The organism is Billgrantia gudaonensis, from assembly GCF_900100195.1.
GTDB classification, from domain to species: domain Bacteria; phylum Pseudomonadota; class Gammaproteobacteria; order Pseudomonadales; family Halomonadaceae; genus Halomonas; species Halomonas gudaonensis.
Genome location: NZ_FNES01000010.1, coordinates 141,882 through 165,643, shown reverse-complemented (window position 1 = coordinate 165,643; position 23,762 = coordinate 141,882). Strand labels below are relative to the sequence as shown.

Below are 23,762 nucleotides of genomic sequence, written 5' to 3'. Positions count from 1 at the left end.
TTCCCCGCTGACGGCTTCGCCACCCTGGCCGAGGCTCAGGACTGGGTTCAGCAATTTACCGAGTGGTACAACCACGAGCACCGGCACAGCGCCCTTCGCTACGTCACGCCGAGCCAGCGTCATAACGGCGAGGCCAAAGGCATCCTGGCCCAGCGCCGGGAGGTCTTCGAGGCGGCGAAGCAGCGTCACCCGGAGCGCTGGTCGGGTGACATCCGGAAGCTCAGCCTGCCTGAGATCGTGCACCTGAATCCCGAGCGGGACCCAGTGCCGCAGGCAGCAGGGTTTTAAAGAGCCAGAACTATTTCATATGCCAACTATGTTGACAGACTCCGAGTACCGCCACGCTCGCAAAGAGAAGCGCCTGGCCATCGGTGTTTATCCCGAGACCTCTCTGGCGGATGCAAGACAAGCCCGCGACGAGGCCAAGCGCCTGCTAGCTCAAAGCATCGATCCCAGCACTGCTAAGCGTCTCGCCAAACAGCTCGGGCACCAGGCGGCCATCAACACCTTCGAGGCAGTGGCCATCGAGTGGTTGGAGCAGGTCCACCAACATGAGGTCGTGCCTGCACACTACCAACGCAACAAACGCCGCCTGGAGCGCGACGTCTTTCCAGTCATCGGTAAGCGCCCCGCTTCTGAGCTCAGCCCGCCTGAGGTGCTGAGCTGCCTTCGCAAAATCGAAGCCAGGGGCTACATCGAGACAGCCCACCGAGTAAAAACCCTTTGCAGCCAAGTATTTCGCTACGGCATCTCGACGGGGCGTGTCGAGCGAGACCCCACTGTCGATTTACGGGGCGCCTTGAAGCCCCATAAAACCCAGCATTACCCCGCCATCACCGATCCCAAGGAGATCCCGGCTCTGCTAAACGCCCTCGACGGCTACGGTGGTCAGCCCACCACAATCGCCGCCCTGAAGCTGGCGCCTCTGGTCTTTACCCGTCCCGGTGAGCTGCGACAGGCAAAATGGGCCGATATCGACCTGGAGGCAGCCACCTGGACCTTTCAGGCCAGCAAGACCGCTCTACCCCACATCGTCCCACTACCCAACCAAGCAGTTGAGATTCTGCGTGAACTGCACGGGCTGACCGGGCGAAGCGAGTTCGTCTTCCCTGGTGTGCGAAGCAGTAAGCGCCCGATGAGCAACAACACTATCAATGCAGCGCTGAAGAACCTCGGTTTCAAAGACAAAATGACTGGTCATGGCTTCCGTGCAATGGCTCGGACTGTACTTGCAGAGCGCCTTAACTACCCTGAGCAGTACATTGAGCAGCAGTTGGCTCATGCAGTGAAAGATAGCAACGGTCGTGCCTATAACCGCACCACTCATCTAGAGCAGCGCAGAGAGATGCTCCAAGCCTGGGCTGACTACCTGGATACCTTGCGCAGCTCGTCCGCGCAAGCCGCATCAGCGAGCAAGCATGAAGCGCCTCCAGCGTTGCCGTAGCCATTGGACAAGATGAACGCAGTTGGAGCCTCCATGGTCGATTCGGTTGATCGAGAAACCCGAAGCAGAATCATGGGTAGGGTGCGTAACAAGGATACCCGCCCAGAGATGACCGTGAGGCGGCTCGTCCATGGAGCAGGCTACCGGTATCGCTTGCATGGCAAGAAGCTGCCAGGGAAGCCTGACTTGGTGTTCAAGAGCCGCAGGAAGGTCATCTTTGTGCATGGATGCTTCTGGCATCGCCACGAAGGCTGCACCCTGGCGAGGCTCCCCAAGTCCCGGCTGGACTTTTGGCTGCCCAAGCTGGAAGCCAACCGAGAGAGGGACAAGAGAAATGAGGAGCACCTTCGGGAGATGGGATGGGATGTGCTCATCATTTGGGAATGCGAGCTGAAGGACCAGGAAGCCCTCCTTTCCAGAGTTTCGGCATTCCTCGATCAGAGCCGCCAGTCCTAGCTAGTCAGCCTCGATGATCGTTCCTGAAGGAATCGGGCGCCTATCATTCTTATAGGCAATTACGTATCCCGGCAGGGCGGTTATTCGCCAGCTTGCGCCAAGTTCGCGCTTGGCGAGCTTCAGGAAGCTGAGGACAGTTCCCGTTTTGCTGGGAAGCTGGACCTCGGCATCCTCTAGGTCTTGGTGAGGCTTTCTCCCGCCTCCTCGGCGTGTCTCGAAACGGATGTTATAGGCCAGCTGCTTTTTCATTTGCTGGAGCAGCTCCGCCACTGTGATGGCGTTCCCGTCTGCCTCGATGGTTACTTGGAAGTCAAGGTCTATCGGGTACTGCGCATCGAAGTTAGTCTCCTTCACTCTGGTGGTGTCTCGCTCTTTCCCAGGGTCGTTCGACCCGAAGCCGCTGTGTTGCCAGTCAGGCTGTTGTCCGGCTTCTCGGTAATGGCTTATGAGGAGACTTTCCAGGTCCATAGCTGTGAAGACATAGACGCGAATTGCCTTGAAGGTCACCTGCTCGACAGGAAGGTTCCGGCGAGATTGAATTTTGGCGGCATGGCGAGACAGCCGTTTCTTGAGGCCCGCTTCAGCGTCAGTCTTTCCGATGTAGACAAGCTGGCCATCCTTGAAAAGCTGGTAGACGCCTTGCTCCTCCTCAACATGACCAAGTGCTTCGGCATTGAGGGGACCAGCGGGCATCTCGCCAAATAGCCTAACCAGCTCTTCCAACAGCTTAGACGGGAGGTCGAACTCGAGTTCTTGAAAGTAGGTGCGTGCTGACATAGCCGTCCTCCATAATGAGGATTCGACTATGCCATGACTGTTACATTAGAGAAACCGGCTTAGATCAGTTTATCTCGTGCAGCACCCTCGCGACTGAGTTGGCTACAACCTCTGCGAGCTTCACCGGGACGGCATTTCCTAGCTGCCGCATGGTCTCGCCCCAAGCCCCATGGAAGATGTACTCGTCTGGGAAGGTCTGGAGCCTTGCGGCCTCACGGACAGTGAAGTAGCGGACGGAGCCGTCGTCACGTACGAGCATGTTCTCGCCTCCAGGCACGCCGTGAGCCCCAGCCTTGAGAGTCTTCGAGGGCTCGTCGTACGGACTGCCGGTGTGCCCCTTGTACACTCTAGCTCCAGGCGTGAATGCATGGTTCGGGATCGAGAAGGGAGACGGCTTCTCGGGGTCTGGAAGGTCGCTGATAGCGTCTCTCACGGTCATCCAAGGCAAGCGGCAGGCCACCTCTCGCTCCTCTGAGGCAAGGCGTTTGATGCGGCTCCTCATCCTTTCGGGGATCGCTGGACGGCTCTTCTTGGCGATGCGATGCCGCTCCCAATACTCACCGGTGACCCACTTGGCACGGAGAAGCTCCACGTCGGAGTGAGTGGGCTCGGGGAAGGACCATTCAATGCTCAGATCCGAGCGGAAACCGACGAGGAATACCCGCTCCCGCTTCTGAGGAACGCCATAGTCGGCAGCGTTCAACAGCCTAAAGACGACGTTATAGGTGGGCTGCTTGCCTGATGTGTGGAGACCTTCCAGGCGAGCAAGGTGCTCTTCCCATGTCTCTCCCTGTTGTTTTACCACTTCAGGGTGGCTGAGCTGGAGATAGGTGTACTCGAAGTAACTGGCGAAGCTCTGACGCAGCAGCCCTTTGACGTTCTCGAAGATGAAGGCGCGAGGCATCGTCTTGTGGACGGCTTGGACCGCCGTGGGGAACATATCCCGTTCGTCCAGGTTGCCTCTGTGCTTTCCACCCAAGGAGAATGGCTGGCAAGGCGGGCCGCCAGAGATGACTTCCACCCTCCCCGCATACGGTGTCAGGTCGAATTGTCTTGCGTCACCCTCGAAGAGAACGAAGTCTTCCCCATGAGAGTCGTAGTGGGTCCGGTTCTCGCGGATGGTCTGGCAGGCATCGTCGTCCCACTCAACCACAGCTGAGTGTTGGAACCCTGCACGAGCCATGCCCATCGCTAGGCCGCCCGCCCCGGCGAAAAGCTCGATGCTACTCATCCTGTGCACCCTTCGTCCTGCTCATTGTTCCATCACCTCTGTCTTGCGTACCGGCCAAATGACGCTTTCTACTGGCGCCCCTTGGCTTCTTGGGGACCGTTTCCAACCCCGCGAGGGCCTGTCTGAAGTCGATGCCCTGCTCCGCCATTTCTCCCATCAGCTTGGAAATGACTGCCAGATGGGTCGGTATCGAAGACCACCCAGCGTAGTTCGAGACTGAATTGCGGTTCATTCCAACCAGCTCGCTGAACTCCTTCACTGTGAGCCCCGCCTTGCCGAGTTGCCGCAGGAACTCTTCGTAGGTCATAGAAAATAGCATAACATGCCATGCCAGGAAATACACTAATTAATGTAATTTCCACATTAATTAATGTGCCACGCAATCATCATGGGTCTCTCGACCAACCTGCGGCGCTAAAACCACCTCACCAGGTGGACAGCATTCCAGACACGCAGCCCTTGGAGGCATAGCTCCAGAGCACGACATCACATGCTCACTGCTGGTTAACCTGGTAGGTGCCTCACCCCGAGTTCTAAGCAGAGCCATTGGCGCCGACTGTCAGGCTTCGACGAGGCCGGCTATCATGTGCAAGGCTCGAAGGCCGCGTCCTGTATGGATTTTCCTGCTGTAGGAGCAGAAAACATAAGCATTTCGATCAAAAGGGAGTCTCCCCAACCAGGCTCGCTACGTGCTGCCTGGTCGTCCCTGACGATCATTTGGTTCCAGAATCCTATCTGCTCTCCCCCTCGCAAGATGCTTGAACAATGCTACACTTTGTTATAAAAGGTTATTATTAGCCTCATTTGGTAGACAAATATTACGAGCGGGGTGGGGTATGCTCGGAAAAAAAAACACAAAGATAAAAACCCTTTATAGCGTTTTCGATGAGCTTTCACGAGAAGTGGGAGATGAGTTCACTTCTGCGGAATTAATGGAAGCCGCTCAAACCCTTATTAAAATATCTCAAGAAGAATACGTTAGTATCAGACACAGCGAAAACGCTGGCTCGTCTCACTACTTCGCACACAATGTTGTAAGCGCTATGGAGAATATGGGATTTCAAATCCTATGCATGGAAACAAAGCTCAACCAGGACAGTGCCGAGCTTTCCGAAGACGCGAGAAATAAGCTTTTTTTACTAGGTGAAGATACAGGAGAATTTAATTGAACCGCTCGTATCAACCCGCTATGGCGCTTAGAGAACACATGCTTGCCGGCCATAGGGTATCTCTCCTGGAGGCAATCCTACTTTTCGGCGTACAAGGCCCAAACGCAGAATTCACTAGAATGAAAAAGGATGGATTTTTGATTAAATCACAAAAAGTTCCGATGGCAAAAATCATTAGGAGAATCAATGAATATACCGAATGCAAGGTGCCTAGTGATTTGCCTTATCGTGAAATAAGCTTAACAGAATATTGGATTAGCAAGTAGTGAAAAGGTTATTTTCTAAAAGACAAAAATCAATCTTAAAGCTTCTTTCTGGAGGCTTATGCCAGGTATGCGGCTCGCGTCTTGAGCCTAATTTTCACGCCGATCATAAGACACCATATTCGAGAGGGGGTGGCACTCTAATTAACAATGGACAAGCCCTCTGCCCCTCCTGCAACTTAAAAAAGGGAAACAAAATGGCTGACCTCAATTTGAGACCTTGGCAAACCACCGCTATAAAAAAAGCAGAAGATTGGTTGCTGGGAGCCGATGGGGGAAAACATTTTCTAATAAATGCAGCCCCTGGATCAGGAAAAACTATCTGCGCATCAGTAATTGCAAAGCAATTGTATGAAAAGGGTGAAATTGATAGAACAATAGTGATTGCCCCGCGTGCGGAAGTTGTACGTCAGTGGTCTGATGAATTTAAGTTTGTCACTGGCAAAACGATGATGAAAGTAACCGGTGCTGACCATGAGGATCTCGCTGGATACGGCTTGGATCTCTGCGCTACTTGGGCGGCAGTAGAGGGGCTTTTAGATGGATTTCAATCCATTTGTCTATCATCTCGCACACTTGTGATATGTGATGAGCACCATCACGCAGCAATCGAAGCGGCCTGGGGGCGCGGTGCTAATGGAGCTTTCGCTAAAGCGAAATACGTGCTTGTACTCACTGGAACACCTATACGTTCTGATGGACAAGAGCCCGTTTGGTTCGCCTATGACGATAACGGACGCATAGATCATCCCGACAAGGGTTCTTATACACTCACTTATGGAGAGGCGGTGGACTTAGACTATTGTCGTCCCATTACTTTTCACCGGCATGAAGGAAAGTTCACCGTATCACTACCAGATGGCGATAACATAGCTGTTTCAGGAACAGAAGAAACAAATTTAGAAGGCAGCCTTAAAAGAATTAGCGGACTACAGCAGGCATTGGAATTTTACAAACTTGCATGTACTCCGCACTACACGAAAGATGGCAAGGCTGATCTCCACTCCTACCAAGGCACAATGTTGGAATGGGCTATTGCTAAACTAGACGACTTACGAAATGAAGTGCCTAGCGCGGGGGGGCTTGTTATAGCACCAAGCATAGAAGTTGCTGAGTACATGGCGGAAATAATAGAGACGATGGAAGGAGAAAAACCGACAATAGTTCATAGTCGCACCCCGAATCCCGAAGCCAAGATCAAGGCATTTAAAGAAACAACAAAAAAATGGCTAGTCTCTGTTGCGATGATATCTGAGGGAGTGGATATCAAGAGGTTGCGCATTCTGGTTTACCTGCCTTCCTCACAAACTGAGCTGTCCTTCAGGCAATCAATGGGACGTGTTGTTAGAAGTCTAGGACCAGATGATTGCTCTCGGGCATATGTCGTTATGCCAACACATCGTATCTTTGAAGAATACGCACGACGTGTAGAGATGGAAATGAGCTCATCAAAAAGGGGTGACTCAGCTGAAATTAACTTTAAATTATGCCCGGTATGCGAAGAGAAGTGCTCTAAACTTGAAACCTCCTGCTCTAGCTGCAGTTACGAATTTCCTGCCACAAAAGTTAAATTCAAAACCTGCCCAGATTGTGATCAGCTAAATCCTCTCGGTCTTTCGGAGTGTCAGTTCTGTGGTTGCTCTTTCATGCATGAATTCGAGGTGAGCTTGGATGAAGCTCTTCGTATGGGTGCTATCGTCAGAGGAATGGATATAGAGGAAACCGAAGTGGTTGATGGGGAAAAGTATCGCCGAGAAATAAAAAGAGAGCTTCTATCGTCGGGAGACGAAGCCCTTATTAATATCGTCAAAAGGCTGCCTGAGGAATCTTGGGGGAGGCTAAGAAAAATTATTAATAAACAATAGAAGCATGCACCTATCGTTTTATAGGCTAGTCTGGCCCTGGCTAGGCTAGCATTAATATGATTTCTCGGCGAAGGTGTCTTGAAATGCTTATTGGGAGCCAAGCTTAGTGCGCAGAATACTTATCAGAATCAGCAATAAAAAAATCGTTATATTTAAGAATAGAGCGTTACAGTTGTAATTATAAACTTTCACCGCCATCTTCGCCCTTCTAAATTTACTAGGTTAGCTTGCAAACACTCATACCGTCCCTGCTTCATTTCTTTTAAAACGTACCTGATAACGTTATTCTCATTTTCGATCACTTGAAACCATGAGTGCCTATCTGGTGATGACAAATTAATCAAAGCTGTGGATGCATCAGCATCCTGCCAGCATTTCCTAACCACATCACAAAAGTCAAAATCATATTGCTTATCTTTATTTCCAATCCTTGGCGACGGGTCTACCGCTAAAACATGCAGATGATAACCGCTAACCATGTTTTTCTCAATTGACACAGCCAGCTTAACTGCTTTCTTGGATCGTTTGCCAAATACTTCGATATTTAATTTTTTTACAAATTTTTCAGCTATTTCCTGGGCCCTCTCTTCCTTAATATTTCTCCTAAAATTCAATGTGATGAAATAATTCCATCCATAACCTTTGAGAAAATTTGCATACGCATCTATTAGGCTCTGCCTTTTTAATTCTTCATAAGAGCTTTCATTAACCTTGAAATTTAACAATTTCGCCATTCTCCTTTCTTCTCTATCCTCATAGTATCTTTAATAAGCTAAGCCAAGGCAACCAGTTAAGGAGCCCGTAACACACCAACTATGCCATGCTTCTCATGAGTCGCCATAAGCGTTAAACTGAGGTTTGATGCATGTCATTACCTGTGACTTGAATTTATCCTTGCCTACAACCCATTTGTCTCGGATGTCTGGAGAAACTTTTGATGGCTCCCCCCCGACGCTTTAGCTCTACAGCTAAACAACGCAATGTAGAGGAGATCAACCGCCTTATCAGGTCTGGACAGAGCATTCGACAAGCCTGCCGTGGAGTGGGAATTCATCCCAATCAATTCCACAGATGGAAAGATCAGTTAGAAGCCTACAGGAAAGGGGATAGTGCAGCGCTTGAAGCTAAATCAAAAAGGCCAAAATCGTTAGCTCGAAAGACATCCGATGAAGATGCCCAGATTATCATCAACCTTGCTAGGTCTGGAGCATATCGTTCAGCACATGCCATAACCCAAGAGGCAAAAGTTATATTAGGCCGCCCCATCACAACAGGAACCGTAATTAAGATCCTGATTGAATCTGGAGATTACGGAATTGTCGAAGTAAAAGACAAGGATGGAAAGGTTATCAAAAGAAAGAAAGGGCTCATTAAAATAACTTAGCCCATGTTATTTCTTACTCTCTTTTATTTTCTCATCGTGAGGCGGAAATGCGGGATTCAATCCACTCCTCAATCTCATCCTCCACCCATGCTACTGCACGAGTCCCTAACTGAATAGGTTTGGGGAATTCTCCTTTAGCAATCAAACGATAAAGAGATGTATTACTTAGAGCTGTTTTCTCCAATACAGCTTTTTTCCTGATAAGTTGATGCATTTAATACTACTCCGTGGTGTCAGAGAGTGGGAGCAAACGACACTCCTCTAAACTCTGACGTACCATATTAACCATACAGCTGTATTTTGCAACCCCTAAGAAGCACTTTGGGCTAATTTTATCATTTGAATCTAATCCGACAAACTGAATTCAAATGGAATTACACAGAGCTGGGCTGAATTGGATTTAACTGCTTTGATGCAAAGTGAATTGGCTTTAATTGAATTTCTTAACCAAAATTACTTACCAAACTTAGACCAATAATCGCATTATTTTATTAGCTTTCTTGTAATTTTTTAATTGAAGAAAAATACTTCAGCGCAAGCTTGTTATAGAAAAGTGGGTCTGCATCTTTGCAATAATTAAGATGACCTGCGAGCTTTGATCGTTCAGCAACATCTAACTTTCCTCTGTTATATAAAGAAAGAAGAAGCCTGACATTATCTTTGTATTTTCTATGTAAAGTAATATGACCATCTGGGCAGATTCTCATGCCTGTTATGAAAGCTGAGCCGCCTTTTTTACTACCATACTTAGTTTTATTCTGATTTACTTTTAAATTCTTGATTCCGGATTTTTTTATTGAATCATGTACAAGACGAACCACTTCTTTTTTATGTCCTTTATTTTCAATTGAAATGGTTATATCGTCAGCATATCGTGTGTAACTGTAGTTTCCAAATGTTTGCTGCTTATCCTGAAGCGCTCTATCGATATGCTGGTCAACACCGAACATTATGATATTACTAATATAGGGAGATGCTGGATATCCAATAGCACATTTCTTATCATAAAAAATAGAGGACACAAAGTCTGAATCCTCAAGCTCTTTAATTAGCCAATTGTGCTTCGGGTAATACTCTTCAATTATATTTCGAAATTCTTCCGCGCCTATAGAGGGAAAAAAATCTGAAAGGTCCATTTTTACAAAATACTTCCCTTCAGCATGTTTCAAGGCGTTTTTCCTAATTGAGGCGCCAGGTTTGTAAGCTGTGGATGAGGGATGAATTGGGAACCCTTTCAAATGATTGTAGATCAACCAATATTGAACAATCTTGAATTCCCAAGGAGGAATGACTAACTTCCTGTAGCCTTTTTGGCTTTTTTTAGGAATCCTAATATGCTTTATTTTTCCAGCCGCAGTATTGAGCTGCTCCCTAAATACAGGTTCAGGCATGCCTAGCTCTTTTGCAATAGACTTTATGATTCCCATTGCTAACCCCTTGCCCGCTTCCTGATCATATTTAGGAAGAGTCCTGACTTAACCCTTTCGTCGCTGTCTGTATATCTAAAAAAAGCTGATTCTCTACAACTTTTCATCAAACCGTACGTATGCGGATATTCGATATAACCTAAAGAAACCAGAATTGCAATTATATCCGTCAGCTTCGAGAAATCCTTGCTGCCAAAAATATCTTTAATTAAATATACGAGATTTTTATATGTTACCTCATTCATCAGATATATAAGATCGTGAACAAATAGAACTGTTTTCGTTGAAATATTATCAGCTGGGTCCAGCTCTTCGTAGTGTATTATTTCACTTACCGACTTAGTGTGATCTAACACTCTGCTCAAACTAGGAAAGATATGGGCAATAGCATCTTGCCCTGTCCCACCCATTTCTGCCATTTTGTACCATATTACTTTGTCGTGGCCAGATGAATCTTTAATAGCTTTAATTGGGCCTGTGTTAATGAATGATTCTGATTTTTCGTATTCAGAATTATTAATTACCACAAGCTTGTTCCTAAGGTTTGCATGCGAGAAAGCGCCAAGCTCACAGATTGCACTTTCGCTTTCCATGATTATTATGATTTTTTCAGATATATCTGAAAGCACGTGCTCGAAATCAAGAGAGTTAATCTTGCCAGTACCATTCCGGTCTTTGTTTTTGATGTAATCTTGAAAAAATGACTCTGCGATAATTACGTGGGAATTAAAAACTTGCTGTTCGAGGAACTCTTTGACTTGCTTTCTCCGATATGATATCTGCCCTTCGGACTTATTTGCTCCACATAAAAAAAATAGCCGGGGCGTGCCTTTCAGAGCAACGACCCGGCTTCTCTTGATTGAATTAATAAGAGGTGTAATCGCCCTCGAATACGTACTCTCTGTTGTATACATTGCCTACCTAAGCGCGCTGGCATATTATTTGGAGATCAGCCGAGACTTCGGCTGGCGACAAAGAATATGCCAGCGAAATCTGAGAGCTGTTCACCGTTGCGTAGCAAGACATGACTCATGCCTCGTGGGTACGAGACCCAAATTGCTAGGCTTACGTTATGCTACAATAGGCTAACCTAACTGAGCAAGCTTGGCCTTAGCGATGCCTCGGGATACAAAACGTAATTAAGAGCACTGCACATACCTGGCTAAATAGGGGGCATTTTTGGGGGCATCATTTCCCAGCTAAAAGGTTATTTCCTTTCTTTTTCAATCACTTATTCGTATTTTTAGTGGGACGCCGCCTCCACCAATCATGTCGAAGAATCAAGCGCCTGCGGGCGCTTTTTTCTTTACACCACCCCAGATCCGGCGGCGACAGACTCTGACTGAAACTCCTTGCGCATCCATTCTCCAGTGAGTCCGTCTCTACCCAATTGGCCTAGCGCTCTCTCGACCCAGCCAGGGGATGACCGACACGGGATGTGCATTGCTGCCGGAGACGATCATCACCACCGCCAGCGCATTCCTACCTGGCCGGCGTGATCCTCGTAGTCGCTGCCCAGGCGGCCGTCGTAGGCGGCGTACACATCGACCCGGTCGGTGACGCGGGCTTCCATGCCCACACCCACGTCCATCAGGTCGGTCGGCAGTGTCTGGCCTTCGATGGTGAAAGGGTCGCTCCCCAACAGCGAGGCTTCGGTAGAGGCCTCAGGGTTGCCCAGTTCATGACTCCAGGCCAGACGCCCGGTGATCGCGGCACTGTCCGAGACTCGATAGGCGATCTCGGCGCCGAGCCGACCGCGCACGCTGTCATCACGAGAATCGTCGACATCGAGACCGGCCAGCCCCTCTTCCTGGAAACCCTCGCGGCGGGTATGGCTATAGGTGAGGCCGACCAGGGGCGAAACGCGCCAGTCGCTCTCCTCCGGCGACGGGGCGTACGCCAGCTCGGCATCGACCGTGCCGACATGGGCGTCGTAATCGGCCTGGTGCTGGCCGAAACCGGTCACGGAGCGCTCGCTCTCCAGGTCCAGCCAACCCATGCTGGCCGATCCCGACAGCCGCCAGTCGCCGAGCTCCTGGCGGGCATACAACCCTGCCGAGTAGGTATCGAAGTCGCTCTGGGCGCTGTCGCCGCTGACCTGGCCCCGCTCGATGCCGAAGGCGACACCCACCATCAGGTCGGTATCCAGGAACAGTTCGCTGCCGGCGTGCACCCCGGTCGAGCGTGAAGAGACGCCGGGCAAGTCGCCATCGGCGCCCAGTCGACTGTCGCTGCTGACGGCCCGCGCCCAGCTCACCGGTCCGGTTGGCTGACTCAACGTGGGCGCATAACCACGAGGGCCGACCGTTTCGCGATGCTGACGAGACGGTGGTGCAAAGGCCGACTCCAGCATCGATAGCCGTTGCGGTGCATAAGCGGCATCGCCCCGATGCAGCTGCTGCAGGGCGGCCGCCGCCAGTGGCGTCTCGCTGCTGGCACCGCTCATGCGCCCCTGCAGGGTGGCCGAGAAGGACTGGGTCAGTTGATCGATGGCCGTCTGGCTGACGGGAATGTCGCTTCCGGCCAACTCCTCGGCGGCCTGACCGGCCTCCCCGGATTCCAGCAACAGCAGGGCATTTTCGAAGGCCTGATATCCCGGCGCATCGGTATCGACCGTCTCTAGCTCCGACATGAGTCGTTGCGCGTTACCACTGGTGGCATAGGAGGACAGTCGTTCGTCGGATGAAAGCGCCAGGGTCAGTTCGACTGTCTGGTCCGAGTAGGTCAATGACGGATTCAGGAAGGCATAGTTGGCCGCGACGGCATCGAACTCGCCGTCGAGGGTATCGGCGGTCAGGATCGTGTGGTCGCCCAGTACGCTCTCATCGCCGTCCGGCTCCAGGCTGACGACATCGACCAATCCCGCGAGACTTGCCGTGCCGGCAACGTCGATACGGTCTTGGGCGTCGGCATCCACTTCAACCTGATACACCCCGTCGGAGCCGAAGGTCAGATCGCCATCTACCGCCAGCTCGCCGGGGGAGTAGCCAGGTGCGATCCGCCCGCCACCGTTGACCGTGACGTCGCCCAGCGTGCCATTGCCCCCGAGGGTCGCCCCGTCTTCGATGAACAGGCGGCCACCCAGGGTGCCGCCGGCCACGGTGGTGCCGCCGTGCAGGGTGAGCTCGCCGGTGAAGCCGCTACTGTCCCCGGTGAGCAGCAGCGCCCCGTCACCGTGCTTGCTCACGGTGCCGTCGCCGGCGAACTCCCCGGCGAAGGCGGAGTCGGCGTGTGTCTCACCCAGCGCCAGGGTCGCGTCGTTGAGCGCCAGGGTGCCCTCGCCGATGAGCGCGTCGGCCTGGACGCGGTGGCCGTCCAGGAGCAGCTGGGCGCCGTCGTCGATGCGCGCGCCGCGCAGGCGGTCGGCGCCGCTCGATAGTGCCAGAGTGCCCGCGCGTACCCGAGTGTTGCCCGTGTACGCGGTGTGACCGCTCAGTTCCAAGCTGCCCGCGCCCTCTTTTTCCAGGGCGCCCTCGCCTGCCACTCGTCCGCTGAAGCTGGCGTTGCCATCGGTGTCCAGACGCACGCCACCGCTACCCATGTACAGCTCACCATTGCCGGTCAGGCTGCTGAGAGTCACCTCACGACTGGCGGTTTCCAGGACGGCATCCGTCGTGATCGTCACATCGCCGGGGGTGTCGGCGTCGCCGGCGAGTGTCAGAGTGCCCTCGCCGACGGTGGTGGCGCCGTCATAGCCCAGCGCGCCGCGAAGCGTGAGCGTGCCGGCGCCGTCCTTGTCCAGGCCGCCATCTCCCTGGATGCGACCGCCGAAGACGGAGTCCGCCGCAGCGTTCACCATCACACCGCCGCTTCCCAGATGAAGCTCGCCATCGCCTGCCAGGCTGTCCAGGCTTACCGCCGCGCTGCCGGTCTCCAGGGTGCCATCGGCGTCGATGATTACCTCGCCCGGGCTGTCGGCGTCTCCGGTCAGCGCCAGCGTGCCCTCGTCGACGGTGGTGGTGCCGTCATAGGCCAGGCTGCCGCTCAAGCTCAAGGTGCCGGTGCCGGCCTTGCTCAGGCCGCCGCTACCCTGGATCCCGCCGGCGAAGGCGGAACTCCCGGCATCGTTCACCACCACGCCGCCGTTGCCCAGCTGCAGCTCCCCGTCGCCGCTCAGGCCGCTCAGGCTTACCGGCCGGTCGTCGGTTTCCAGCACGGCACCGGTTTCAATGCTCACGTCCCCGGGGGTCTGGGCATCACCGGTTAGCGCCAGGGTGCCCGCGTCCACGGTGGTGGTGTCGTGGCCAAGCGGGCCGCTGAGGGTCAGGCGGGAATTGCCGTCCTTGATCAGGGGCCCGGCGCCGGTGGTATTGCCATCAAAAGTACTGTCGCCACCCAGACCGATGCGTACGCCGCCACCGCCGATGTCGAGCGCCCCGGCGCCGGTGAGTGTGGATATAGCGACCTCCCGGTCGCCGGTGGCCAGCGCTGCGCCGCTGTCTATCTGCGTGCTCCCAGGGGTGTCGGCGTCGTCAGCCAGTTTCAGGGTGCCGCCACTGACCCGGGTGCCGGCGCCATGGGTGAGCGGACCGCTGAGACTCAGGATGCCGCCACCGGTCTTGCTGAGCTGCCCGCCGCCGCTGAGCGTACCCTCGAAACTGCCGTCCCGGACCTCGATGTCCCCCGGTCCGATTTCAAGCTCGCCGGCGCCGCTCAGAGAATGCAGGGCGATGGTGTTGAACTCGGTGGACAGGCGCGCGCCGTCGGCGATATGGATTTCGTCGCGCAGTTCGGTGACCATGCCCGTGAGGGCCAGCGTGCCCGCCAGTACGCGGGTGCCGCCTTCGTGGTAGGGCTCGGTGTGGAGCCGCAAGGTGCCGTCCCCCGTCTTGCGCAGCTCGCCTGTGCCGCCCAGGGAGCCATCCAGATCCAGCTGGTCGGTGGAGCTGACCCGCAGGGTGCCACCGTTATCCCCCAGATCAATGCTCTTGTCGCTGATGCTACTTTCGCTCAGGTGGAGTGTGCCGTCGTCCAGGCGCAGGGTGCCTCTGCCCAGATCATTCAGTTGTCCGATTTGCAGTACACCGCCGTTGATTTCCGTGTCGCCGTGATCGTAACTACCATTCAGGGTCAGAATGCCGTCCCCGGTCTTGAGCAGTTTGCCGTCGCCGGACAGGGCGGCGTCATGGGTGCCGTCGCTGCCCTGATCGAATTGCAGCGTGGCGCCGCCGGCGATCTCGGTGTCGGCAGTAAGGGTGCTGCTGTCGCCGCGCAGGGTGCCTTCGTCGACCCTGGTACTGGCATGTGTGTAGCTGCCGTCCAGGGTCAGGGTGCCGCCGCCGCTCTTGAGCAGTTCCCCGGCGCCGGAGAGGCCGGCCTCGTGGGTGCCGTCGCTGTCTTGATCGAATTCGAGTGTCGCGTCCGCGGCAATATCGGTGTCGTTGACGAGGGTGCTGCTGTCGCCGCGCAGGGTGCCTTCCGTCACGGTGACCCCGTCGTCGAAGTCACTGGCGGCGTTCAGCACCAGGGTGCCTTCGCCGGTTTTCTCAAGCCCCAGGGCCTGGTCCGAGGCGACGCTGCTGGCCAGCTGCCGGGCCTGCGTGGCGGCCACGTGGTTTTCAAGGGTGCCGCCGCCGCGCAGGAATAGGGCGCCGCCCTCGCCGGCGCCGTCTTGGTGGCCGCTGCCGCCGACGGCGGTGTTGCCGGCGCCGAAGTTGCTGTTCTCGATGCTCACCGAGCCGCCATCGCGCACGAACACGGCGCCGCCGAGCCCCGCGCCGCCGCCGCCGTCGCCGCCGGCCGAGCCGCCCGAGCCGGCGCCGTAGCCGCCCGAGCCGCCGGAGCCGGGGGTGCCGAACAGACTATCCGCTTCCCCGCCGCCGCCGCCGCCGCCGCCGGCGGCGAAGCCGCCGTTGCCGCCATCACCGGCGGTCCCGTTGAAAGCGCTGCCACCGCCGCCGCCGGCCCCGCCGAAGCTCGCATCACCGCCGGCTCCCGCGTTCTCCTCAATGCTCGGCGAGCCGCCGCCCCCGCCGCTGGCTTCGCCGCCATCACCGCCCGAGTTTCCGGGGTTGGTTGCGTAGGGGAACGCGCCGCCACTGCCGCCATCCGGGCCGCCGCCGTCGCCGCCGTGGCCGCCGTGGCCGCCGTCGCCGGAGTAGGAGTCGAAGATGGTGCCGGCGTCGCCGGCCTGGTCCATGCCGCCGCCACCACCGCCGCCGGTATTATCGCTGTCCGCATTACCCAGGCCGCCGTCGCCGCCGTCGCCGCCCTCGGCGCGGTTATCCTTGAACTCGATGCCGTCCAGGGTGAGGTCGCCGCCTGAATCCACGAAAATGGCGCCGCCCAGGCCCGCGCCGCCCCCGCCCCCACCACTGCCGCTGCCGCCGTCGCCACCCCGGGCTCGGCCGCCGGCCAGGGTCAGGCCACGTAGTTTCACCGTGGCGTCGTTGACACGGAACAGGCGCTGGCCGCTCGTCGAGCTCAGGGTGGGCCTGCTGCCCTGTATAGTGACGTCCACGTCTAGATCGAGCGTCTCATCCACCGATATCGTCGCCGTGGGGTCGGTCAGTGAGAAATCGATGGTATGGGGACCGGCGCCGGCGGCGTTCGCCTCATTCACCGCTTCACGCAAGGAGCCGTCGCCGGAAGCGCTGTCATTATGGACAATGAAGGTCTCCGCAGGGGCCGCGGCATGCCAGATCAGCGCCAGGGCGGCCAATCCGCCTCGGGGCGTCAACCGTGCGGCTCGGCGGCAGGCATGCTCGGCAGCCACTTTCCACGGTTGGAGGGTCGCGTTCCAGATCAGGCGGTACGTACGATTCATGGTCAGGGGCTCCGTTCCAGCAGCAGGGTAGTTAGTTCTTGTCCCCAGCCTTTCGAGTCATATAAAAAGTTATTTTTAAAAGAGTTTTAATACGTCAGTGCGTATTACATCCTGCCGGCCATGCGGGTTTAGGGACTGCTTCACGGTCTGAACTAGATTGGCGGCCATCATCAGTGCATTGCCGCTCAGTTATTCCGCACTCGGATACATGACAGCCAGTCTCAATGGAAGAGAGCGGACAGGCGGCGGCCTGGTCGCCAGCCGGAGCGGCAGACGGGAACCAAAGGTCTCTGGATGCCCTTGATCGCTACCGATGACCGAGGGCATGCCACATCGACCCGAGGTGTTTTCGGCAGCCTTCGCCGCGACGCTATCAACCGCGAGAAGCGCCGACAACGCGCGCTCCGGCACTTCGGAACACAGCGTCAAAAAAGAGCGAAAACTGGGGACGCTCAGGCAAACATGGAGCGGACTTCAGCAACGTGTCAGACGACGTACCCAGTCGTTGACGGTGTTGCCGGCATCCGCTTCGGATGACACGGTCGGTATTCTGGAAAAGTCCCGGGCATCACGAGGCGAGCAGCCGTAACGCTCACGGAAACAGCGGGAAAAATGAGCCAGGCTACGGAAACCATGGGCTTCGGCGAGTTCTCCGATGGAGCGGTGCTCCGTTGGGTCGTCCAGGCACCGTTTGACTCGTATCAGGCGTCGACGCTGGATATAACGAACCACGCCGCCATCCTGCTCGAACTGCCGATAAAGCTGCGTGCGCGACATCCCTGCCGCCCGACACAGCGCATCTGGCGTCAATCGCGGTGAGACGAGTTCCCGCTCGATGAGATCCTCCAAGCGACGGCGCACGATCGCTTGAATCGATGGCTGCACGCGCGCTCTGGCTTCGGCATCCTCGGCGCAGCAGGCCAGCACCATGTCCCGAGTGATTCGCGACAGCTCCGGCGCCTCGTGCGCTTTGACGCTGGGCAGCCGTCTCATCAGGGCAGCCAGGTAGTCGGCCAGGAAGGCGCCGCGTGCCGGCTCCAGCACCAGGCCATGCAGCCCGTCCAGGAAAGCCGGCTGCCCACTGAACAGGTCGCGCGGCAGCATCACGTTGAGAATGTCCGTCTCGCCCGATTCGGTATGCAGAGGACGGTCGAGATCGATCAACGAGACGTGTCGGGGAGCCACCCTCACCGCCGAGTCATCGAGCCGTCCGTGATAGCCGCCTTGGCGATGCACCTGCACCAGCAGGTGATCGACACGATGATTGGGCCGCGCACGGTAGAAGCGCTGCGCACCGGTGTGGACGCTGGCCGCCAGCATGTTGCCGAGGTGGTACGCCTCGATGCGTGAAGCAAACCTGACGGGACTTCCGCCGTCCTTGACCCGCAGGGGTTCGACGTCGAATACCGGGGCGATGGCTTCACGCCATGCCTCGAAACGGTCATTCGGCTCGAGCCACTCGCTGTCGAACCGGACAGCGGGAATCGTGGGCTCATCAACCATATCCCTCCCAGTGACACACGATACCGACGGATTTCAGTTATCCAAAGGCGGCATGCTCCTCACACCCCTTCACTCTCGGCAGCGCGTTCATCGCCAGTACCACTGTCGCTATTGGCTATGCTCGCCGGTCGTCCGTGCCTTTATGCGCGGAGACATAAAGCGATCGCGCCCGATCCAGGTGAGAGCGCATCTCGCTCACTGCCAGCACTTCGTCATGTCGGCGAATCGCCTCGATGATCCGCTCGTGCTCCTCCAGGGTGATCTCCTCATTGCCCTTCCAGTGCAGCATCGATGAGTGAAAGTGGGCCAGCCAGTCGAGCATGGCATGGCTGACCGCGATGAAAATGGGATTGCCGGTGATCCGGGCAATGGCCCGATGGAAGTCCATGTCCGCCTTGATGAAAGCCCCGGCGTCGCGATTCAGCTCGCTGCGCTGACGCGCCACGAGTTCCTCCAGGTGGGCAACGTCCGTCTCGACGGCCGACCGCGCCGCTCGCGCCACCATCCCCAATTCGAAGAAGGCACGCGCTTCCTTGAGATGCTCCAGCGACTGCGGAGAGCTCGACAGCATGTGCATCGCCGTCAGCTCGATCTGCGATATCAGCCCTTCGGCGGTCGGTGCCGTCACCCGCGGTCTCTGGCCATGCTGGATGGTCACCAGGCTCAGACGCTCCAGCGACTGCATCGCCTCGCGAATGGCCGGGCGGCCCACGCCGAACATCTCCATGAGCGCTCTCTCCGAAGGCAGGTGGTCACCGGGCATGAAGTCGCCATTGAGGAGCATGGCATAGAGCCGGTCGAACACTTCATCGGACAGTTTGCGACGGCTGATCTTCAGGGGGTCACTCATCGTTCGTTGGCCTTCATCAGTGGCAGCAGGAGCGCAGCTTACGCGTTGAGGACGCCGCCAGGTAGCGCTGCTGCGACCATGGTCGTATTTGACAGAGTCAGGTGATTATCATGTCATTATACCAGTTGGCTGGCCATCATGCTGCTTTCAGAAGCGACGATGTGCCTTCGCAGAATCACCACAACGCACACCGCCCGACGATAGAGAGGAAACGACATGACCACCATCGCGCTGATCGGCGCCGGCGGCAAGATGGGCTTCCGCCTGTCCCGCAATCTCAAACCCTCGGACTTCGAGGTCCGCCACGTCGAAGTCAGCGAGGCCGGCCGCAGCCGCCTCGCGGAAGAACTGGGCATCGATTGCGTCGATGTCGAGCACGCGGTTCCCGGGGCCGAGGTGGTCATCCTCGCCGTTCCCGACACCCTGATCGGCAAGATCTCCCACCAGCTCTCGCCGCTGATGGAGAGCGGTACCATGCTGGTCACCCTGGACGCCGCCGCCCCCTTCGCCGGACACCTGCCCGAGCGCGAGGACCTGGTGTACTTCGTCAGCCACCCCTGCCACCCGTCGATCTTCAATGACGAGACCGAGCTCGAGGCCAAGCGCGACTACTTCGGCGGCTACAAGGCCACCCAGCACATCGTCAGCGCACTGATGCAGGGTCCCGAGGAGAGCTACGCCCTGGGCGAGGCTGTCGCGCGGACCATCTATGCCCCAGTGGGCCGCTCCCATCGGGTCAGCGTCGAGCAGATGGCGCTGCTCGAACCGGGTCTCTCCGAGACGGTTTGCGCCACTTTGCTGGCCGTGATGCGCGAAGCCATGGACGAGGTGGTGAATCGCGGCGTTCCCGAGGAGTGTGCCCGCGACTTCCTGCTCGGCCACATGAACATCCTCGGCGCAGTGACCTTCGACGTGCAGCCCGGCGCCTTCTCCGATGCCTGCAACAAGGCCATCGAGAACGGCAAGCCGATGTTGATGCGCGACGACTGGAAGCGCGTGTTCGAGCCCGACGAGATCGCCGACAGCATCCGTCGCATCACCTGAACGAGGTCGACTCATGAGTGATCGCATCCTCGCCAGCTACCTGATCGAGACCCCCTACCCGCTGGAGCGCGCCGTCGAGGTGATGGCCGGGGAGCAGTCCTGCGGCACCTTCACCCGCCTGGCCAGCGAGACCGACGCGCTGCGTGAGGCGCACGGCGCACGAGTCGAGCGCATCGAACCGCTGGAAAGCCTCGACTCGCCGTCGCTACCGATTCCGGCGCCACCGACCGGGGTCGGCCCGCCGGTCTACCGGCGGGCCCGGGTCACGCTTTCCTGGCCGCTCGCCAACCTGGGGCCGTCGCTGCCCACGCTCGTCGCCACCGTGGCCGGCAATCTCTTCGAACTCAAGGAGTTCTCGGCACTGAAGCTGCTCGACCTGACGCTGCCGCCCCCTTTCGCCGAAGCCTACCCGGGTCCGCAGTTCGGCGTGGCCGGTACCCGCGAGCTGACCGGCATCCCCGAGCGGCCGCTGATCGGTACCATCATCAAACCCAGCGTGGGGTTGTCGCCTGAAGCGACCGCCGGGGTGGTCCGCGAGCTGGTGGCGGGCGGCATCGACTTCATCAAGGACGACGAGCTGCAGGCCAACGGCCCGCACAATTCGCTCGAGGCACGGGTCGACGCGGTGATGCCGGTGATCCGCGAGCATGCCGAGCGCACCGGACGCCAGGTGATGTACGCCTTCAACATCACCGGCGAGGCCGACGAGATGCGCGAGCACCACGATTACGTAGCCGCCGCCGGCGGCAGCTGCGTGATGGTCGCCCTGAATGCCGTCGGTCTCGCCGGGGTGACCCAGCTACGCCGACACTGCCGGGTGGCGCTGCACGGCCACCGCGCCGGCTGGGGGCTGTTCAGCCGCTCGCCGCACCTCGGCATGAGCTTCGTGGCCTACCAGAAGCTGTGGCGCCTGGCCGGGGTCGACCACATTCACGTCAACGGCCTGCGCAACAAGTTCAGCGAGGAGGACGCCAGCGTGATCGCCAGCGCCCGTGCCTGCCTGACGCCAATGTTCGATCCGCCCACCCCGGGCTGCGAGGTGATGCCGGTGTTCTCCTCCGGCCAGACTGCCGAGCAGGCCACCGACACCTACGCTGCCATCGCCAGTACCGATCTGATCTTCTGCGCCGGGGGCGGCATCATGGCCCATCCTGACGGCATCGGTGCCGGGGTGAAGAGCCTCCGCCAGGCCTGGGAGGCCGCCGTGGCGGGCATCGACGTCGACGACTATGCCCGCGAGCATCGCGAGCTCGCTCGCGCCCTGGAGACCTTCCGCCGATGACACCGATCGACACCGCCCCGCTGATCGCCTACTACGGCGACGACTTGACCGGCTCCACCGACGTCATGGAAGCCCTTGCCGGTCAGGGCGTCGACACCGTGCTGTTCACCGCCATTCCCGATGACGACCAGTTGGCGCGCTTTCGCCGCTGCCGGGCCATCGGGCTGGCCGGTACCAGCCGCAGCGAGACGCCGGCCTGGATGGAGCGCCACCTGGCCCCGGCGCTGGCCTGGCTACGCGAGCGCGGCGCAGCGCTGTGCCACTACAAGACCTGCTCGACCTTCGACAGCGCCCCCGAGATCGGCAGCATCGGCCGCGCCCTGGAGATCGGCCGTCGCCTGCATGGCCAAGACAGCGTGCCGATCGTGGTCGGCGCGCCCCAGCTGCGCCGCTACACCGCCTTCGGCCACCTCTTCGCTGCCGCCCAAGGCGAGGTGTACCGCATCGACCGCCACCCAATCATGTCGCGCCACCCTGTCACGCCGATGCTCGAAGCGGACCTGCGCCGCCACCTGAGCGAGCAGACCGAACTCGATATCGGCCTGATCGACCTGGCGACCCTGGCCGGCGGCGGCGTCGATGCCCGGGTCGATGCCGCGCGCGCCCACGCCGCGCTGCTCTACGACGTGCTGGACCCCGCCAGCCAGGCAGCGGTGGGGCGCCAGCTGTGGCGCACCCGGCCGCCGAACGGCGGCTTCGTGGTCGGCTCATCGGGGGTCGAATATGCCTTGCTCGCCGAGTGGCGCCGCCAGGGGCTGGTCGACACGTCACCCAGCGCCACGTTCGCCAACCCCGGCCCGGTAGAGCGCATCGCCGTGGTCTCGGGAAGCTGCTCCGACACCACCGCCCGCCAGATACGCTGGGCGCAGGACAACGGCTTTCATGGCATCCGAGTGAATGCGGCGCGACTGGCAGACGATCCCCAGGCCGACGCCGAGCTCGCCGCAGCCCGCGAACAGGCCCTGGCGGCGCTCGCGACGGGACGCAGCGTGGTGCTCTACACCGCACTGGGCCCCGACGCCGGACTGGCGACCCTGCCCGACGGCGATGGCGCGCATGCCATCGGCCGCCGTCTGGGCAGCCTGCTGCGCGACCTGGTCAGCGCCGAGCGCCTGTCCCGGGTGGTGGTCGCCGGTGGCGACACCTCGAGCCACGCCATCCAGGAACTCGGCATCCAGGCACTGACCACCTGCCTGCCACTGCCGCAGACGCCGGGTTCGCCGCTGTGCACCGCGCACAGCAACGACCCCGCCTTCGACGGCCTGCAGATCGCCTTCAAGGGGGGGCAGGTCGGCGACGACGCCTACTTCGGGCGGATCCGCGACGCCCAGCTCGACTGACCATGCCGAATGCCGGCCACACCGGCATCCGCAGCCCGCGTAGCCCGTAGCCCGTAGCCCGCGTAGCTCAAGTCTCGCCGAGCAGGGTCACCAACTCGGGCGTCAGGCGCTCGCCATGGCCGCGCGCGTTGATCTCGCGATACAGGGCATCGATGGCCTCGGCGACGCCGCGCGACGCACCCAGGTCCTCGGCCATGGCATGGTAGTAACCGACATCCTTGAGCGAGTTGGCGAGGCTGAAGCGAAAGCCCGAAGGGTCCTCGGCGGCAATGAAGGGGCGCAGGCGCTCGAGCACCACCCCACCGCCACCGCCGTTGCCGAGCACCTCGAGGAAGACGGCATCGTCGATGCCGGCGCGTCGCGAGGCCGCGGCAGCTTCGGCGAGCACCGCGGTGAAGCCCAGCGACACAAAGTTGTGCAATAGCTTGAGCTTGTGGCCCGAGCCCACCGGCCCGCCGTGGGTGATGTGCTCGGAAAAGCTCTCGAGCAGCGGCCGCAGCTCGCGGAATAGTTCGTCGGAGGCGCCGACGATCAGGTTGAGGCGCCCCTCGGCGGCCTCCTTGGGGGTCCGGGTCATGGCGGCGTCCATGAACCGGCCGCCGGCCTCGGCGATGCGCTCCGCGATCGCCTCGGTGGAGCTCGGAATCGCCGTCGAGCAGTCGACGACCACCGCACCGGTCGGTAGCCCCTCGAGGACGCCGCCAGCATCGAACAGCACGCTCTCCACCTGGGGCGTGCCAGTGACGCAGAGGATCACCACCTCGGCATCGGCGGCGACCTCCCGGCCACTCGCGCGGCGCTCGGCGCCGGCCGCCAGCAGGTCGTCGACCGGCTGGTTGCCGGGGTGGTCGAGAAAACTCAGCCGGTGACCGGCGCGCAACAGGCTAGCGGCGATGCCGTGGCCCATCAGCCCTACGCCGACCATGCCGACCCGATACTGTTTGCTCATGGGAGCTCTCCC

At 58.2% G+C, this 23,762-nt stretch carries 21 protein-coding genes and 1 pseudogene; 11 read left to right on the top strand and 11 right to left on the bottom strand.

The window, feature by feature from the left end; all coding sequences use genetic code 11:
- The 3 genes from BLP96_RS13060 to BLP96_RS13050 form a co-directional block, all read left to right on the top strand.
- Positions 1 to 288, top strand: a 288-nt coding sequence (locus tag BLP96_RS13060; RefSeq protein ID WP_143005112.1) for an integrase core domain-containing protein, incomplete at its 5' end; no start/stop codon positions are given.
- 19 nt (positions 289 to 307) lie between these two features.
- On the top strand, positions 308 to 1,444 hold the full coding sequence (locus BLP96_RS13055) for a tyrosine-type recombinase/integrase (RefSeq protein WP_089686864.1): 1,137 nt from the start codon (positions 308 to 310) through the stop codon (positions 1,442 to 1,444).
- A gap of 33 nt (positions 1,445 to 1,477) precedes the next feature.
- Positions 1,478 to 1,900: a very short patch repair endonuclease gene (locus BLP96_RS13050; protein WP_089686862.1), complete on the top strand. Its 423-nt coding sequence runs from the start codon at positions 1,478 to 1,480 to the stop codon at positions 1,898 to 1,900.
- Here BLP96_RS13050 and BLP96_RS13045 read toward each other — a convergent pair whose 3' ends face one another.
- The 3 genes from BLP96_RS13045 to BLP96_RS13035 all read right to left on the bottom strand — a co-directional run bounded on the left by BLP96_RS13045 (position 1,901) and on the right by BLP96_RS13035 (position 4,215).
- Positions 1,901 to 2,677, bottom strand: a complete 777-nt coding sequence (locus tag BLP96_RS13045; protein WP_089686860.1) for a GIY-YIG nuclease family protein — start codon at positions 2,675 to 2,677, stop codon at positions 1,901 to 1,903.
- Between the two features lie 64 nt (positions 2,678 to 2,741).
- Positions 2,742 to 3,908, bottom strand: coding sequence for a DNA cytosine methyltransferase (locus BLP96_RS13040; RefSeq protein ID WP_089686857.1), 1,167 nt, complete (start codon positions 3,906 to 3,908; stop codon positions 2,742 to 2,744).
- On the bottom strand, positions 3,901 to 4,215 hold the full coding sequence (locus tag BLP96_RS13035) for a DNA-binding protein (protein WP_089686886.1): 315 nt from the start codon (positions 4,213 to 4,215) through the stop codon (positions 3,901 to 3,903). The genes BLP96_RS13040 and BLP96_RS13035 overlap by 8 nt, the downstream gene beginning before the upstream one ends.
- Positions 4,216 to 4,744: 529 nt before the next feature.
- On the opposite strand from BLP96_RS13035, the gene BLP96_RS19900 reads away from it, so the two are divergent.
- From BLP96_RS19900 to BLP96_RS13025, 4 genes and pseudogenes are all read left to right on the top strand, one after another.
- Complete coding sequence (locus BLP96_RS19900) at positions 4,745 to 5,077, top strand: hypothetical protein (protein WP_143005111.1); 333 nt, start codon at positions 4,745 to 4,747, stop codon at positions 5,075 to 5,077.
- A complete protein-coding gene (locus BLP96_RS13030) occupies positions 5,074 to 5,343 on the top strand; it encodes a helix-turn-helix domain-containing protein (RefSeq protein ID WP_218118610.1) in 270 nt (89 codons plus the stop codon). Before BLP96_RS19900 ends, BLP96_RS13030 begins: the two co-directional genes overlap by 4 nt.
- Positions 5,343 to 5,528: pseudogene (locus tag BLP96_RS20580) on the top strand (HNH endonuclease); the annotation flags it as partial. The gene BLP96_RS13030 and the pseudogene BLP96_RS20580, both read left to right, overlap by 1 nt.
- Positions 5,529 to 5,537: 9 nt before the next feature.
- Positions 5,538 to 7,205 (top strand): DEAD/DEAH box helicase, encoded by a 1,668-nt coding sequence (locus BLP96_RS13025; protein WP_089686884.1) that lies wholly within the window; start codon positions 5,538 to 5,540, stop codon positions 7,203 to 7,205.
- A gap of 188 nt (positions 7,206 to 7,393) precedes the next feature.
- On the opposite strand, the gene BLP96_RS19895 is transcribed toward BLP96_RS13025, so the two are convergent.
- Complete coding sequence (locus BLP96_RS19895) at positions 7,394 to 7,939, bottom strand: hypothetical protein (protein ID WP_143005110.1); 546 nt, start codon at positions 7,937 to 7,939, stop codon at positions 7,394 to 7,396.
- 203 nt (positions 7,940 to 8,142) lie between these two features.
- Between BLP96_RS19895 and BLP96_RS13020 the strand changes: the two genes are divergently transcribed.
- The gene (locus tag BLP96_RS13020; protein ID WP_089686853.1) at positions 8,143 to 8,589 is read left to right on the top strand and encodes a transposase; all 447 of its coding nucleotides are present in this window, start codon (positions 8,143 to 8,145) and stop codon (positions 8,587 to 8,589) included.
- Between the two features lie 31 nt (positions 8,590 to 8,620).
- Here the strand turns inward: BLP96_RS13020 and BLP96_RS13015 are convergent, their stop codons facing one another.
- The 6 genes from BLP96_RS13015 to nanR all read right to left on the bottom strand — a co-directional run bounded on the left by BLP96_RS13015 (position 8,621) and on the right by nanR (position 19,135).
- On the bottom strand, positions 8,621 to 8,803 hold the full coding sequence (locus BLP96_RS13015) for a helix-turn-helix transcriptional regulator (protein WP_089686851.1): 183 nt from the start codon (positions 8,801 to 8,803) through the stop codon (positions 8,621 to 8,623).
- Positions 8,804 to 9,080: 277 nt separating this feature from the next.
- Positions 9,081 to 10,016 (bottom strand): retron St85 family RNA-directed DNA polymerase, encoded by a 936-nt coding sequence (locus BLP96_RS13010; RefSeq protein WP_089686849.1) that lies wholly within the window; start codon positions 10,014 to 10,016, stop codon positions 9,081 to 9,083.
- A gap of 2 nt (positions 10,017 to 10,018) precedes the next feature.
- On the bottom strand, positions 10,019 to 10,930 hold the full coding sequence (locus tag BLP96_RS19890; RefSeq protein ID WP_143005109.1) for a retron St85 family effector protein: 912 nt from the start codon (positions 10,928 to 10,930) through the stop codon (positions 10,019 to 10,021).
- 548 nt (positions 10,931 to 11,478) lie between these two features.
- Complete coding sequence (locus BLP96_RS13005) at positions 11,479 to 16,782, bottom strand: autotransporter domain-containing protein (protein WP_089686847.1); 5,304 nt, start codon at positions 16,780 to 16,782, stop codon at positions 11,479 to 11,481.
- A 474-nt stretch (positions 16,783 to 17,256) separates the two neighbouring features.
- A complete protein-coding gene (locus BLP96_RS13000; protein WP_089686845.1) occupies positions 17,257 to 18,285 on the bottom strand; it encodes a helix-turn-helix domain-containing protein in 1,029 nt (342 codons plus the stop codon).
- Positions 18,286 to 18,400: 115 nt separating this feature from the next.
- A complete protein-coding gene (gene nanR / locus BLP96_RS12995; RefSeq protein WP_089686843.1) occupies positions 18,401 to 19,135 on the bottom strand; it encodes a transcriptional regulator NanR in 735 nt (244 codons plus the stop codon).
- Between the two features lie 216 nt (positions 19,136 to 19,351).
- On the opposite strand from nanR, the gene BLP96_RS12990 reads away from it, so the two are divergent.
- From BLP96_RS12990 to BLP96_RS12980, 3 genes are read left to right on the top strand one after another with little or no spacing between them, the layout of a single operon-like run.
- Positions 19,352 to 20,179: a phosphogluconate dehydrogenase C-terminal domain-containing protein gene (locus BLP96_RS12990; protein ID WP_089686841.1), complete on the top strand. Its 828-nt coding sequence runs from the start codon at positions 19,352 to 19,354 to the stop codon at positions 20,177 to 20,179.
- A 13-nt stretch (positions 20,180 to 20,192) separates the two neighbouring features.
- Positions 20,193 to 21,461 (top strand): ribulose-bisphosphate carboxylase large subunit family protein, encoded by a 1,269-nt coding sequence (locus tag BLP96_RS12985; RefSeq protein ID WP_089686840.1) that lies wholly within the window; start codon positions 20,193 to 20,195, stop codon positions 21,459 to 21,461.
- Positions 21,458 to 22,801 (top strand): four-carbon acid sugar kinase family protein, encoded by a 1,344-nt coding sequence (locus BLP96_RS12980; RefSeq protein WP_089686838.1) that lies wholly within the window; start codon positions 21,458 to 21,460, stop codon positions 22,799 to 22,801. Before BLP96_RS12985 ends, BLP96_RS12980 begins: the two co-directional genes overlap by 4 nt.
- A 67-nt stretch (positions 22,802 to 22,868) precedes the next feature.
- On the opposite strand, the gene BLP96_RS12975 is transcribed toward BLP96_RS12980, so the two are convergent.
- On the bottom strand, positions 22,869 to 23,750 hold the full coding sequence (locus tag BLP96_RS12975) for an NAD(P)-dependent oxidoreductase (RefSeq protein ID WP_089686836.1): 882 nt from the start codon (positions 23,748 to 23,750) through the stop codon (positions 22,869 to 22,871).
- Between the last annotated feature and the right edge of the window lie 12 nt (positions 23,751 to 23,762).

Coding starts and splice junctions, on each gene's coding strand:
- BLP96_RS13050 (WP_089686862.1), top strand. CDS start 1,478: ATGGTCGATTCGGTTGATCGAGAAACCCGAAGCAGAATCATGGGTAGG.
- BLP96_RS13000 (WP_089686845.1), bottom strand. CDS start 18,285: ATGGTTGATGAGCCCACGATTCCCGCTGTCCGGTTCGACAGCGAGTGG.
- nanR (WP_089686843.1), bottom strand. CDS start 19,135: ATGAGTGACCCCCTGAAGATCAGCCGTCGCAAACTGTCCGATGAAGTG.
- BLP96_RS13005 (WP_089686847.1), bottom strand. CDS start 16,782: ATGAATCGTACGTACCGCCTGATCTGGAACGCGACCCTCCAACCGTGG.
- BLP96_RS13020 (WP_089686853.1), top strand. CDS start 8,143: ATGGCTCCCCCCCGACGCTTTAGCTCTACAGCTAAACAACGCAATGTA.
- BLP96_RS13010 (WP_089686849.1), bottom strand. CDS start 10,016: ATGGGAATCATAAAGTCTATTGCAAAAGAGCTAGGCATGCCTGAACCT.
- BLP96_RS13035 (WP_089686886.1), bottom strand. CDS start 4,215: ATGACCTACGAAGAGTTCCTGCGGCAACTCGGCAAGGCGGGGCTCACA.
- BLP96_RS13055 (WP_089686864.1), top strand. CDS start 308: ATGCCAACTATGTTGACAGACTCCGAGTACCGCCACGCTCGCAAAGAG.
- BLP96_RS19895 (WP_143005110.1), bottom strand. CDS start 7,939: ATGGCGAAATTGTTAAATTTCAAGGTTAATGAAAGCTCTTATGAAGAA.
- BLP96_RS12990 (WP_089686841.1), top strand. CDS start 19,352: ATGACCACCATCGCGCTGATCGGCGCCGGCGGCAAGATGGGCTTCCGC.
- BLP96_RS12975 (WP_089686836.1), bottom strand. CDS start 23,750: ATGAGCAAACAGTATCGGGTCGGCATGGTCGGCGTAGGGCTGATGGGC.
- BLP96_RS13025 (WP_089686884.1), top strand. CDS start 5,538: ATGGCTGACCTCAATTTGAGACCTTGGCAAACCACCGCTATAAAAAAA.
- BLP96_RS12980 (WP_089686838.1), top strand. CDS start 21,458: ATGACACCGATCGACACCGCCCCGCTGATCGCCTACTACGGCGACGAC.
- BLP96_RS19900 (WP_143005111.1), top strand. CDS start 4,745: ATGCTCGGAAAAAAAAACACAAAGATAAAAACCCTTTATAGCGTTTTC.
- BLP96_RS13040 (WP_089686857.1), bottom strand. CDS start 3,908: ATGAGTAGCATCGAGCTTTTCGCCGGGGCGGGCGGCCTAGCGATGGGC.
- BLP96_RS19890 (WP_143005109.1), bottom strand. CDS start 10,930: ATGTATACAACAGAGAGTACGTATTCGAGGGCGATTACACCTCTTATT.
- BLP96_RS12985 (WP_089686840.1), top strand. CDS start 20,193: ATGAGTGATCGCATCCTCGCCAGCTACCTGATCGAGACCCCCTACCCG.
- BLP96_RS13045 (WP_089686860.1), bottom strand. CDS start 2,677: ATGTCAGCACGCACCTACTTTCAAGAACTCGAGTTCGACCTCCCGTCT.
- BLP96_RS13015 (WP_089686851.1), bottom strand. CDS start 8,803: ATGCATCAACTTATCAGGAAAAAAGCTGTATTGGAGAAAACAGCTCTA.